This is a genomic window from Micromonospora sp. DT178 (genome assembly GCF_049841695.1).
Taxonomy (GTDB): Bacteria; Actinomycetota; Actinomycetes; order Mycobacteriales; family Micromonosporaceae; genus Micromonospora.
The window spans coordinates 375,964-388,165 of the sequence record NZ_JBNCKV010000002.1 but is presented as its reverse complement, the minus strand read 5'-3'; the positions used below and the strand labels follow the sequence as shown (position 1 = coordinate 388,165).

Below are 12,202 nucleotides of genomic sequence, written 5' to 3'. Positions count from 1 at the left end.
CCCTTCCGTACCAAGATCCGCAGCCGACACCAAAGCCGAAGCGGCGAGAGCGGGACCGGGGCTGGCGGTCACAGGTCCGGCCGTCCCTCGTCCGGGGTGGAGGCGAGCGCGTGGAAGCGGCGGGCGATCCGGCCGGCCCCGTACGCGAGCCGGCCTGCCTCGACCGCGTACCGCATCGCGGTGGCCATCGCCACCGGGTCGGCGGCGCGGGTGACCGCGCTGGCGAGCAGCACCGCGTCGCAGCCCAGCTCCATGGCCAGCGCGGCGTCCGAGGCGGTGCCGATGCCGGCGTCCAGGATCACCGGCACGTCGACGCCCTGCCGGATCAGCCGGATGTGGTGCGGGTTCGACACGCCCAGCCCGGAGCCGATCGGCGCGCCCGCCGGCATCACCGCGGCGCAGCCGACGTCTGCCAGCCGGCGTGCCAGGATCGGGTCGTCCGACGTGTACGGCAACACCACGAACCCGTCGTCGACGAGTTCCTCGGCGGCGCGCAGCAGCTCCACCCCGTCGGGCAGCAGCGTGCGCTCGTCGCCGATCACCTCCAGCTTCACCCAGTCGGTGCCGAACGCCTCCCGGGCCAGGTGCGCCACCTTCACCGCCTCGCCGGCGGTGTAGCAGCCGGCGGTGTTCGGCAGCAGCCGCACGCCGCAGCGGTCCAGCAGGTCCAGCAGCCCGCCGGCGGTACCGGGGGCGGTGTCGACCCGGCGCAGCGCCAGGGTGACCAGTTCGGTGCCGGAGGCGCGGATCGCGTCCTCCAGCACCCGCAGGTTGGCCGCGCCGCCGGTGCCGAGGATCAGCCGGGACCTGAAGCTCACGCCACCCAGGTCGAAGCTCACCCCCGTCACCCGCCCTGCGCGGCGCTGAGCACCTCGACGCGGTCGCCGTCGCGCAGCACGGTCGCCGGCCAGCCCGTACGCGGCACCACCTCCCCGTTGACCGCGACGGCGAGGCCGCGCTGCTGGTCGGTGACCGCGCGGACCAGGTCCGCCACGGTCGAGCCGCCGGGCAGGCTGCGCCCGGCGCCGTTCACCGTCAGTTCCACGTGTGCTCCTTCTCGGGTGCGGACGGGTCGTGCCCGAGCCGGGCGACGGCGGCCGGGACGGCGGAGGTCGCCGGGCCTGCGGGGGTGGCCGGGTCGGTGGCGGGTCCAACGGTCGGCGGCGTCGCGAACCGGGCCGGGGTGAAGGGGGCGAGCAGGGGGTCCGTCGCACCCGTGACGACCAGCTCGGCGATCAGGTCGGCGGTGACCGGGGTGAGCACGATGCCGTGCCGGTGGTGCCCGGTGGCGGCGAGCACGCCGGGCCGGCCCGCCAGCGGGCCGAGGATCGGGGCGTTGTCGGGGGTGCCGGGGCGCAGGCCGGCGAGGGTCTCGACCAGGTCGTACTCGGCCAGCTCGGGCAGCAGGTCGACGGCGGCGCGCAGCAGGCGCAGCACCGCCCCGGCGGACACGTCGGTGTCGGAGCGCTCCTCGACGGTCGCGCCCACCACCACCTCCCCGTCGTCGCGGGGCACGAGGTAGACGTGCTCGCCGTCGGCGTACCCCCGGATGACGTGCCGGAAGCCCGGCGCGCCGCCGCCCGGCGCGCGGAGCCGGACCACCTGCCCCTTCACCGGCCGCACCGGCAGCCCGGTCAGGGCCGCGGCGCCGCAGCCGGCCGCGACCACCGTGACGTGGGCGTCCACGTCGGACAGGGAGCGCACGGCGACGGGGACCAGCGTGGCGCCGGCCCGCTCGGCGGCCACGCGCAGCGCCGGCACCAGCCGGCGCGGGTCGACCTGGTGGTCGGTGGCGGCGAGCGCCCCGCCGCGCACCCGGGGGGCCAGCGCCGGCTCGCGGTCCCGCAGCGCCGACGGGCGCAGCGGCGTCACCGGCAGCCCGATCCCCTGCTGGTACGCCCACAGCCGGCGCGCCTCGGCCAGGTCGTCGGCGGTGAGCCCGACCATCAGCGTGCCCTCGCTCCGGTAGCCGACGTCCAGGCCGGTGGCGGCGGTCAACTCGGCGGCGAAGGCCGGCCAGCGGGCGGCGGAGGCGGTCAGCAGCCCGGTCAGCTCGTGCTCGCCGAAGTACGCCTCGGCGACCGGGGCGAGCATGCCGGCGGCGACGTGGGACGCGCCGGATCCGGGGGCGGGGTCGTGCACGACGACGCGCAGTCCGCGCTGCGCGCAGCGCCAGGCGATCGCCAGCCCGACCGGTCCCGCCCCCACCACGGCGACGTCCGGTCGGTTCAGCACCCCAGCGCTCCCAGCAGCTCCGTCGTCGCCCGGGCCGGATCCGCCGCTCCGGAGAGGGCTCCCACCACCGCCACCCCGTACGCCCCGGCGGCCAGCAGCGCGGGCACCCTCGCGGCGGTCACCCCGCCGATCGCGACGACCGGCACGTCCACGGCGTCGGCGACGGCGCGTACCCCGGCCGGACCGATCGGCGACGGCAACCCCGTCTTGGTGTGGGTGGCGTGGCAGGGGCCCACGCCCAGGTAGCTGGCCCCGGCGGCGACCGCCTCGGCGGCCGTCCCCGGCTCCCGGGCGGTCGCGCCGAGCACGGCGGTCGCGCCGAGCACCCGGCGGGCGGCCCCGACCGGCAGGTCGTCGGCGCCGACGTGCCCGCCGGCGGCGCCCACGGCCAGCGCCACGTGCAGCCGGTCGTTGACCAGGCAGGTGGCGTCGTACCGGGCGCAGAGCGCGACCGCCCGGCGGGCCAGGTCGTACGCCTCCCGGTCCGTGGCGTCGTCGGTCACCCGGACCTGCACGACCAGTTCCGCGCGGGCCACCGGGAGGGCGGCCCGCAGCACGGTGAGCGGATCCCGCCCGGGTCGGGTGTCGGTGATGAGATGCAGTCGCCCAAGGGACGGCACGGCAACACTCCTCCCTGCGCCGGCATTACCCGGATCAGGTTCGACGGTCGGGGGCTCACAGCCCCCCTCTCAGCCCGGTGTACCGGGCTCCCGTGGGTCACTTGCGGGTGTCACCGTACGACGGATCGCCGGATCCGCCAAGGTCGAGCTACGGATTTCACACCGACAGCCCGAACCCGAGGGACGGGGCGGCGCGTGACCGTACCGTCACGCGATGCTGTCCGGATGCCCTCCGCCGTCCGGGTGCCGCCCCGCCTCGCCTTCCTGCCGTTCCGGGCCAGCACCGCCATCGCCGAAGGGCTGCTGACCTGGACGATGCTGCGCGGGCCGTCCTGGCAGCGGCTCCTCCCCGACGTCCACGTGCACCGTGACGGCTACCGGCCGGACGACCACCGGATGTGGTGCGATGCGGTCGCACTGTCGCTGCCGGTCGGCGGGGCGATCGCCGGCCGCAGCGCCGCGTACCTGTGGGTGTCGACCTGCTCAGCCGGAACGCGCCGGTCACCGTGCTGCTGCCACGCGCCGCGCGGATGCGCGCCCACCCCCGTCTTCGGGTGCACCGGTCGGTGGTGCCGGATTCCGATCGCACGCGCCTCGGCGGGCTGCCCGTCACCACTCCCCTGCGCACCGCCTTCGACCTGGGCCGCCGGGCTCCCCGGGACGATGCCCTGGTCGCCGTCGACGCGCTGCTGCACCGCCGGGCGGTGAAACTCGCCGCGTTGCGCGCGTACGCCGACGCGCGGTCCGGCTGGCCCGGCCTGCCCCTGCTTCGGGAGGTCCTGGCGCTGGCGGAGCCGCTGGCCGAGTCTCCGATGGAGACCCGCCTCCGGCTGCTCCTGCTCGACGCGGGGTTGCCACCAGCGGTCGCCCAGCACGACGTTCGCAAGGCCGACGGGCGGTTCGTCGGCCGGGTGGACCTGGCCTGGCCCGCCCTGCGCGTCGCGGTCGAGTACGACGGCGACCACCACCGGGAACGCGCCCACTTCCGCCAGGACGTCGCCCGGCTGAACGCCCTGCGCGCGGCCGGCTGGATCGTCCTGCGCTTCACCGCCGACGACGTGCTCCGGCACCCCACTCGCACCGTCGCCCTGGTGCACCAGGCCCTCCGCGAACGCCACCCCTCCACCTGACCCGACCACCGCCCTCGGTGGACGACCCCGCCGAAACACCACCCACCACCACCTCGCCGGCCTCGGTGGAACGCTGCGGGTGTTTCAGGTACTGGATGACACCCGTGCCGTTCCACCCAGCCACGCGCGCGGCGGCACCCGCCATTGCACCGCGGCGTAGGGGTGCACCGTGCAACTCGACCGTCAGTGGAACATGGCGGGTGTTTCCGGGGACGCGTGACACTCGTGCCGTTCCACCGAGCCACCGCTGGGTGTGGGTGGCGGGATGGCCCGGGGGCGGTGGGTGCCGCGCGGCACTTGCGTCGCGTTGGTGTGCCCCGATGGCGGCGGTGACGTGGTGGCAGCGCATCGCCCCCGGTGCCGCAGTGCTGCGGTGCCGGGGGCGGTGTCGACGTGGCTCAGAGGGCGGCGCGCAGGGCTTCCAGGTCCTCGTCGGCGGGTTGCCAGGTGCCCGCCGCCGCGTTGGCGCGTACCTGCTCGGGCGTGGTGGCGCCGGCGATCACCGAGGTCACCGCGGGCTGGGCGGCCAGCCCGCCGATCGCCACCTGGAGCATCGACAGCCCCCGCTCGGCGGCATACGCCTCGATCGCCTCGATGGTGTCCCAGTCGGCGGCGGCGAGTCGCTGGGCGTACCGGCCGCCACCGGCGAGGCGGCTGCCGGCCGGCGGGGCCTCGTTGCGCTTGTACTTGCCGGTGAGCAGCCCGTTGGCCAGCGGGAAGAACGGCAGCAGCCCGAGGCCGAAGCGCTCGCACGCCGGCACCACCTCGGCCTCGACGCCGCGCTCCAGCAGGCTGTAGTGGTTCTGCGCGCTGATGAACCGGGACCGGCCGTTCGACGAGGCCACCCAGTCCGCGTCGGCGATCTGCCAGCCGGCGAAGTTGGAGTTGCCCAGGTAGCGGACCTTGCCGGCCCGGACGAGGTCGTCGAGCGCGGCGAGCGTCTCGTCGATCGGGGTGCCCGGGTCGGGCTCGTGCATCTGGTAGAGGTCGATGTGGTCGGTGCCGAGCCGGCGCAGCGACGCCTCCACCGCCCGGGCGATGTAGCGACGGGCACCCCGGGCGCCGAAGTCGGGGCCGTTCAGGCCGTTCATGTCCATGCCGAACTTGGTGGCCACCACGACGTCGTCGCGCCGGCCCTTGAGCGCCTGGCCCAGCAGTTCCTCGGAGCCGCCCTGCGGCTCCCCGTAGATGTCGGCGGTGTCGAAGAAGTTGATCCCGGCGTCGAGCGCGGCGTCGACCACCGCGCGGGTGCCGTCGAGGTCGAGCTTGCGGCCGAAGTTGTTGCAGCCGATGCCGACCACGGACACCACGAGCCCGGAGTCGCCCAACCGGCGGTAGGTCATCTCAGTCACGAGATCCACCCTATGCCGGCCGCCGGGCGCACGCTGCGGACCGCGAAGCCCACCACACGCACGGACCGCGAAGCCGAACCAGGCCCCGCGGGCCGCAAGGCCCAGGCACGACCCACGCACCCGCGGACCACGAGGCCCACGCAGGAACCACGCGCACCGACGGCGAAGCCGTCCGGCGTACGTCGTGGACCGTCAGTCGAGCACGTCGGCGACGAGCCGGCGGGCGGCGGCGAGCGTGCCGGCCAGCTCGTCCGGCGTGTGCCCGACCGCGCCGAGCAGCGCCTGCGCCCGCCGGGCGAAGTCGGGCGGCGCGCCGGGCAGCCGTCCCGCAGCGGCGATCATGCCCTTCTCGTTGACCAGCCACCGCCCCGCCCGGGCATGCAGCACCTGGGCGAGTACCCCGATCGCCCGGAACAGGCAGCCGGCCACGTATCCGCCGTCGCCGGCCACGGCGGCCTTGGCCGCACCGTCGACCAGGAACCGGGCCTCCCACCCGCCGGCGGTCAGGGCGTCGGCCAGGGCCGGCGGGTACGCGCGGGTCTCCTCCCGCAGCGCGGTCAGCTCACCGGTCGGGTCGCCGAGCACGCGGCAGAGCGCCACCTCACCCGCATAGGCGGACGAGTAGAAACCGAGCGGGTGCCCGGCCTGCACGCCGATCTCGTACCGGCCGACCCGGCAGTCGGCCCAGGTCCGGTGCACCCGGTCGAGGTCACGGTAGATCCAGTCGACCGCCGCCCCGCCGACGCGCAGCCATCCGCCGCCGTCGACCCACGGCCCCCAGCCGCCGGGCGGGGTCAGCTCGACCTCCTCGTCGGCGACGGTCGCGGCGACGGCGCGCAGGCCCGGCACGTCCAGTTCGCCCCGGTAGTAGAGGCCGAGGTCCCAGTCGGAGTCGGGCCGGTGCTCGCCCCGGGCCCGGCTGCCGCCGAGGGCGACGGCGACGACCCCGCCGACCGCGCAGAGGCGGTCGGCCAGGTCGGCGGGGATCACGCCACGTCCCAGACCGGTTCCGGGGTCTCCACCACCTCGTTGTCGCCCCGGAAGAGCACGAACCGGTCGAAGGAGCGGGTGAACCAGCGGTCGTGGGTCACCGCCACCACGGTCCCCTCGAACGCCGTCAGCCCGGCCTCCAGCGCCTCCGCCGAGGCCAGGTCGAGGTTGTCGGTGGGCTCGTCGAGCAGCAGCAGCGTCGCGCCGGACAGCTCCAGCAGCAGCACCAGGAAACGCGCCTGCTGACCGCCGGAGAGGGTGCCGAAGCGTTGGTCGCCCTGCCCCGCCAGCTCGTACCGGCTCAGCGCCGCCATCGCGGCGTGCCGGTCCATGCCGGTCCGGTGCTCGTCGCCCCGCCAGAGGATCTCGACGAGGGTCTTCGTCATCAGTTCCGGCCGGTCGTGGGTCTGCGAGAAGTGTCCGGGGCGTACGCGGGCGCCGAGCCGGGCCACCCCGTCGTGCACCACCGGCGCGAGCGCGGCGGCGCCGTCGACCGGGCCGTTCGCCGGGTCGGGGTCGGTGCCGCCCCGGGCGAGCAGCCGCAGGAAGTGCGACTTGCCCGTCCCGTTGGCGCCGAGCACCGCGACCCGGTCGCCGTACCAGATCTCCAGGTCGAAGGGGAAGGTCAGGCCGTCGAGCTCCAGCTGCTCGCAGATCACCGCGCGCTTGCCGGTCCGCCCGCCGGTGAGCTGCATCCGGATGTCCTGGTCCTTCGGCGGTACGGGCGGCGGCCCGGCCTCCTCGAACTTGCGCAACCGGGTCTGCGCGGCCTGGTAGCGCGACGCCATCCCGTCGTTGTACGCGGCCTTCTGCTTGTACATCAGCATCAGCTCGCGCAGCTTCTGGTGCTCCTCGTCCCACCGCTTGCGCAGCTCGTCGAGGCGGGCGTGCCGGGCCACCCTGGCCTCGTGCCAGCTCGCGAAGCCACCCGGGTGCACCCAGGCGCTGCCGCCCTCCACGGCGACCACCCGGTCGGCGGTGTGGGCGAGCAACTCCCGGTCGTGCGAGACGTAGAGCACCGACTTGGTCGACTCGCGCAGCCGCCCTTCCAGCCAGCGCTTGCCGGGCACGTCGAGGAAGTTGTCCGGCTCGTCGAGGAGCAGCACCTCGTCGGGGCCGCGCAGCAGCAGTTCGAGGGCGAAGCGCTTCTGCTGACCGCCGGAGAGGGTCCGGACGGGCCGTTCCCGGGCGCTCTCCCAGGGCAAACCGAGCACGATGGTGGCGACCGTGTCGAAGAGCACCTCGGCGTCGTACCCGCCGATCTCGCCCCAGGCCGCGAGCGCGTCCGCGTACGCCAGCTGGGCCTTGCCGGCGGCGGTGCTGTACTTGCCGCGGACCTCGGCGGCGCGCATGGCCCCCTCGGTCTCGACCAGCCGGCGGCCGGCGTCACGCAGCGCGGGCGGGGCCAGCGACAGGGCCAGGTCGGCCAGCGTCGACTCGTCGCCGATCATCCCGATGAACTGGCGCATCACGCCCAGCCCGCCGGAGCGCGCGATCGCGCCGGTCTTCACCGGCAGGTCGCCGGCGACCATCCGCAGCAACGTCGTCTTGCCCGCGCCGTTCGGCCCGACCAGGGCCACCTTGGCGCCCTCCCCGACCCGGAACGACACGTCGGAGAAGAGTTCCCGACCGTCGGGGAGGATGTGCCCGACCGCTGCCACGTCCACGTATCCCACGTCGGCATCCTGCCCGAGCACGGGCCGGGCGGCCCAACCATTTACCGGGTGACCCGCAGCACCCGGTAGCCCTTCTGGCTGGCGTGGCGCCCCACCTGCCAGCCCTGCTCGACCAGCCAACGCTGCAACGAGTCCCCGCCGAGATAGCGGGCCACCACCAGCCAGGCGACGCCGTCCGGGGCGAGCCGGGGCAGCCAGCGCAGCAGGATCCCGTGCAGCTCGTCCTTGCCGACGTGGATCGGGGGGTTGGACCAGATCTCCGCCAGGGTCAGGTCGGCGGGTACGTCATCCGGCGCGGCGACGCGCACCCGGTCGGCCGCGCCGACCCGCGCGGCGTTGGCCGCGGTGAGTTCGCGGGCCCGTTCGTTGACGTCGACGGCCCACACGGTCGCCGACGGCGCGGAGCTGGCGAGCACGCAGGTGATCGGGCCGAAGCCGCAGCCGAGGTCGAGCAGGGCGCCGGTGGTTTCGGCGGACGGCAGCTCGGCCTTGCGCAGCAGCACCGCCGTGCCGGGGTCGAGGCGGGCGGCGGAGAAGACGCCGGCGGAGGACGCCAGGGCGTAGTCGCGGCCGGCGACGGAGAACTCGACCTCGCGCGGGCTGGCGGCGGTCGTGGGTTCAGCGGTGAAGTAGTGTTCGCCGGTCACGCCGGCAATTCTCGCACCGCCGCCGCTCACCCCGGCGCGGGCCCGGCGGCACGACCAGGCCGGCCCGGCGGGCACGGCGGCACGACCAGGCCGGCCAGGCCCACCAGGCCGGGCACGGCGGCGGCGTGGGCCCGGCACGGCGGCGCGTGCCCAGCACGGGACGAAACGACTCCGCCCGCAATTTCCCATTATTCACACCTAAAGGGACAATGCCTCCTACTCTGGGCGGCATGGTGTATCGGTACGAGTCCGATGAGGACGCATTCATGGAGTACCCGGAGCCCGGGTCCGACGGGTCGGTGCTCGGTGCCGGTCCGCCTCCCCCAGCCGGCCCCTCCCCGTCCCGCTTCCCGACGCCGTCGCTGCCCCGCGCCAACCGGGTCGCGCTGCCCTCCGCCGCGCCGGAGCCGGTCCGCGCCGCGGCGCAGGTGTCGCCACCGCCGCCCGCCCACGTGCGGGCACCCGTCGAGGCGCAGTCGCCGGCCCAGCCGCCCGCGCCGGTCGAGCCGCCGCCGATCCAGCCGCCCGCGCCGGTCGAGCCGCCGCCGATCCAGCCGCCCGCGCCGGTCGAGCCGCCACCGCCCGTCGAACCGCCGCTGTCAGCCGGGCGGTCGCAGCGGGGTGGCGGCGGCCGGTGGTGGCAGGTCGTGGTCGGCGGCGCGGCCGTCCTCGCGCTGCTCGCGCTCTGCGGCCTCGGCGCCGCCGCCCTGCTGGCCGAGCGCGACGGGACGCCGCAGACCGCGCCCACGTCCCAACCGGAGGCGGCCGAGTCCGCCGACGTCGGGGCGCAGGCCCTCGACTCGCGGGACACCGACCAGGCGCCGCTGACCGCCAAGGAACTCTTCCCCGGCAAGCAGCTCGTCGTCGCCGACGGGGAGCCCGCCTACAAGGTGTTGAAGAGCCAGTCCAGCGCCAGCTGCGCGGTGGCGGCCACCGGTGAGGTCGCCGACCTGCTGGTCCGTCTCGGCTGCACCCAGGTGGTCCGGGCCACGCTGCGGACGCCCGACGGCGGCCACCTCGTCACCACCGGGTTGTTCAACCTGACCGACCGGGCCAACGCCGAACGCGCCCGGGACCGGATCCGGTTGCTGCTCGACGAGCGGGAGGGCCGGTTCCGGGGCATGGCGGTCGACGAGGACAGCGCGGCGATCGCCACCGCGCCGGCCCGCGTCGGCTGGCAGGTGCGCGGCCACTACCTCGCGTACGCGGTGGTCGCCCGCAGCGACGGCGAGACGATCAGGTCCGGCGACACGAAGGCCCGGGAGATCCTCTTCGACATGATCGAGCTGCACCTCAACCGGGGCGTGCTGGAGCGCCGGGCGGACGGCGGCACGGCCGGCCAGCCGACCGACGATGGCGCGGGCGACACCGGCACGCAGGACGGGGGCGACTGACCGGGTCGCGAGGGCGGGAGCGAGCCCGCCGACGGTGAGTGAGCGAACGGGTACGTGGGCCACGGCCGCGTACCCGTTCCGCGTGTCGCCGCCGGCCGCTCAGGTCCGCAGCGCGACCCGGTGGGCCCGTAGCAGGTCGAGCATCCGGTCGTGCGGGACCGCGTACTTGACGCGTCCGTTGACGCCGACGGTGGTGCGCGCCATGAACAGCGAGTTCAGCAGGGCCTCCTCCACGGCCTCCAGCACCGCCGCGAAGACCGGCTCCAGGTCGGACTCCGGCGCCGTCGGTGCCTGCGTGTCGGCGGTGGAGAACGCCAGGGCGTAGTCGCCGCTGCCGCCGGCGAAGTCCGAGCCGACGCGCGCCATCGCGAAGATGGCCCGGCGGGCGACGCGACCCAGCTGCCGCGCGTCGAGGCGGCCGTCCGTGGCGACCACGATGACGCAGGAGTTGCCCGGGTGCTCGGGCCGGCCGGGGCGCGACAGGGTCGGCACCCCCACCTGCTCAGGCCGGATCGGCACCCCGGACACCTGGAGCACGCCGGAGAAGTTGGACTGCACCAGCACACCGACGGTGACGGTGCCACGGGACGTCGTGGCGAGCCGCGAGGACGTCCCGATGCCGGCCTTGAAGCCGAGGGCCGCCGTGCCCGTACCGGCGCCGACGGCGCCCTCCGCGGGCAGTCCGCCGCGGGCCTGCGCCAGCGCGGCGAGGACGTGCTCCGCCCGTACCGGCCGGGCCCGGATGTCGGACAGGAACCCGTCGTTGGTCTCCGCCACCACCGGGTTCAGCGACTCGACCGTCTCCCGGCCCGGCTGCCGGAGCATGTACGTGACCAGCGCGTCCGCGGCCCGGAACGTCGACAGCGTCGCGGTCAGCACCACGGGGGTCTCGATCTCGCCCAGCTCGGCCACCTGGGTGGAACCGACCATCTTGCCGTGCCCGTTGCCCACGAACAGCCCCGCCGGCAGCGACCGGCGGTCGGTCAGCTGGTCCGGGACGACCGCCGTCACCCCGCTGCGGATGCTGTCCCCGTCGACCAGCGTCGTGTGGCCCACCCGTACGCCGGGCACGTCGGTGACGGCGTTCAGCGGTCCCGTCGGCAGCGTCCCGACGACGATGCCGAGGTCACGTCCACGGCGAGGCTCCTGCACGGCTTCCACTCCTTGACGGTCGACGGTGCTCTGCCGGGGCCGGGCGCACGGGCCCGCCGGGCGACCGCCCGGTCCGGCGCAGCCGCTCGCCCCGGCCCGACGATGCGGCAGCCGGCGGTCGGGAGGCAAGCCCCGGGCGGTCAGCCCTCCACGGGTACGCGCAGCCGGCGGGTCGCCTCGGCGCGGTGGGCGTACTCGGCCGGGTCCTCGGGGTAGCCGACGGCGACCAGGGTGAGCCCGTGCGCCGGTGCCACGGTCACCTCGCTGGAGCGTTCCCGGCGGGTCAGCAGGCTGCCCGGCCACTCGACCGGCCGGCGCCCGTCCCCGGCGACCAGCATCGCCCCGACGAGGCTGCGCACCATCGCCTGGCAGAACGCGTCGGCCTGCACGGTGGCCACGAGGATCCCGTCCGGGTCCCGGCGCCAGTCCAGCCGGGTCACCTCGCGCAGCGTGGTGGCGTGCTCCTTGCGCCGGCAGTACGCGGCGAAGTCGTGCTCCCCCACCAGTCCCGCCGCGGCGGCGTTCAGCGCGGCCAGGTTCAGCGGCTTCGGCCAGGCCAGGATCTCGTGCCGGCGCAGCGGCTCGGCGCCCCACGGCGCGTCGGTCACGCGGTACTCGTATCGGCGGTAGGTGGCCGAGAACCGGGCGTCGAAGTCGGCGGGCACCTCGGCCATGGCGCGTACCCGGACGTCGGTGGGGAGCAGCCGGGCCAGTCGGCGCAGCAGCCGTCCCTCGTGCTCCCGCCACACGGCGGTCGGCAGGTCGACGTGGCAGACCTGCCCGCTGGCGTGCACCCCGGCGTCGGTGCGGCCCGCCACGGTCAGGCCGGTCGCCGTACCCGTGCCGAGGACCAGGTCGAGGGTCTCCACGAGCACCCCGGCGACCGTGCGCCGGGTGGGCTGGGCGGCCCAGCCGGAGAAGCCAGACCCGTCGTACGCGACGTCCAGCCGCAGCCGGGTGCGCTCGTCCACTCGTACCTCCGCCTCACGGGGTCGGGCCCGGCACC

The 12,202-nt window shown here is 75.5% G+C and carries 12 protein-coding genes and 1 riboswitch; of the genes, 2 read left to right on the top strand and 10 right to left on the bottom strand.

The window, feature by feature from the left end; all coding sequences use genetic code 11:
• Positions 1 to 68: 68 nt before the first annotated feature.
• The 4 genes from ACLQ22_RS05650 to thiE form a co-directional block, all read right to left on the bottom strand.
• Positions 69 to 848: a thiazole synthase gene (locus ACLQ22_RS05650; RefSeq protein WP_425691322.1), complete on the bottom strand. Its 780-nt coding sequence runs from the start codon at positions 846 to 848 to the stop codon at positions 69 to 71.
• On the bottom strand, positions 845 to 1,045 hold the full coding sequence (gene thiS / locus ACLQ22_RS05645; protein ID WP_132230919.1) for a sulfur carrier protein ThiS: 201 nt from the start codon (positions 1,043 to 1,045) through the stop codon (positions 845 to 847). The genes ACLQ22_RS05650 and thiS overlap by 4 nt, the downstream gene beginning before the upstream one ends.
• Complete coding sequence (thiO, locus tag ACLQ22_RS05640; protein WP_425691321.1) at positions 1,036 to 2,235, bottom strand: glycine oxidase ThiO; 1,200 nt, start codon at positions 2,233 to 2,235, stop codon at positions 1,036 to 1,038. Before thiO ends, thiS begins: the two co-directional genes overlap by 10 nt.
• Positions 2,229 to 2,855, bottom strand: a complete 627-nt coding sequence (gene thiE / locus ACLQ22_RS05635; RefSeq protein ID WP_425691320.1) for a thiamine phosphate synthase — start codon at positions 2,853 to 2,855, stop codon at positions 2,229 to 2,231. Before thiE ends, thiO begins: the two co-directional genes overlap by 7 nt.
• Positions 2,850 to 2,958, bottom strand: a riboswitch (TPP riboswitch). It overlaps the preceding gene by 6 nt.
• 364 nt (positions 2,959 to 3,322) lie before the next feature.
• On the opposite strand from thiE, the gene ACLQ22_RS05630 reads away from it, so the two are divergent.
• A complete protein-coding gene (locus ACLQ22_RS05630) occupies positions 3,323 to 3,985 on the top strand; it encodes an endonuclease domain-containing protein (protein ID WP_425691319.1) in 663 nt (220 codons plus the stop codon).
• 398 nt (positions 3,986 to 4,383) lie between these two features.
• Here ACLQ22_RS05630 and ACLQ22_RS05625 read toward each other — a convergent pair whose 3' ends face one another.
• The 4 genes from ACLQ22_RS05625 to ACLQ22_RS05610 form a co-directional block, all read right to left on the bottom strand.
• Positions 4,384 to 5,346 (bottom strand): aldo/keto reductase, encoded by a 963-nt coding sequence (locus ACLQ22_RS05625; RefSeq protein WP_425691318.1) that lies wholly within the window; start codon positions 5,344 to 5,346, stop codon positions 4,384 to 4,386.
• Positions 5,347 to 5,529: 183 nt separating this feature from the next.
• Positions 5,530 to 6,327 (bottom strand): nucleotidyltransferase domain-containing protein, encoded by a 798-nt coding sequence (locus ACLQ22_RS05620; RefSeq protein WP_425691317.1) that lies wholly within the window; start codon positions 6,325 to 6,327, stop codon positions 5,530 to 5,532.
• Positions 6,324 to 8,003, bottom strand: a complete 1,680-nt coding sequence (locus ACLQ22_RS05615) for an ABC-F family ATP-binding cassette domain-containing protein (protein ID WP_425691316.1) — start codon at positions 8,001 to 8,003, stop codon at positions 6,324 to 6,326. The genes ACLQ22_RS05620 and ACLQ22_RS05615 overlap by 4 nt, the downstream gene beginning before the upstream one ends.
• A gap of 41 nt (positions 8,004 to 8,044) precedes the next feature.
• Entirely contained in the window at positions 8,045 to 8,650 is a 606-nt protein-coding gene (locus ACLQ22_RS05610; protein WP_425691315.1) for a class I SAM-dependent methyltransferase, read from the bottom strand.
• Between the two features lie 230 nt (positions 8,651 to 8,880).
• Here ACLQ22_RS05610 and ACLQ22_RS05605 point away from each other — a divergent pair, with 230 nt between their 5' ends.
• Entirely contained in the window at positions 8,881 to 10,044 is a 1,164-nt protein-coding gene (locus ACLQ22_RS05605) for a hypothetical protein (protein ID WP_425691314.1), read from the top strand.
• A 99-nt stretch (positions 10,045 to 10,143) separates the two neighbouring features.
• Here the strand turns inward: ACLQ22_RS05605 and ACLQ22_RS05600 are convergent, their stop codons facing one another.
• The gene (locus tag ACLQ22_RS05600) at positions 10,144 to 11,196 is read right to left on the bottom strand and encodes a P1 family peptidase (RefSeq protein WP_425691313.1); all 1,053 of its coding nucleotides are present in this window, start codon (positions 11,194 to 11,196) and stop codon (positions 10,144 to 10,146) included.
• A 140-nt stretch (positions 11,197 to 11,336) separates the two neighbouring features.
• Positions 11,337 to 12,167, bottom strand: a complete 831-nt coding sequence (gene truA / locus ACLQ22_RS05595) for a tRNA pseudouridine(38-40) synthase TruA (protein ID WP_425691312.1) — start codon at positions 12,165 to 12,167, stop codon at positions 11,337 to 11,339.
• Between the last annotated feature and the right edge of the window lie 35 nt (positions 12,168 to 12,202).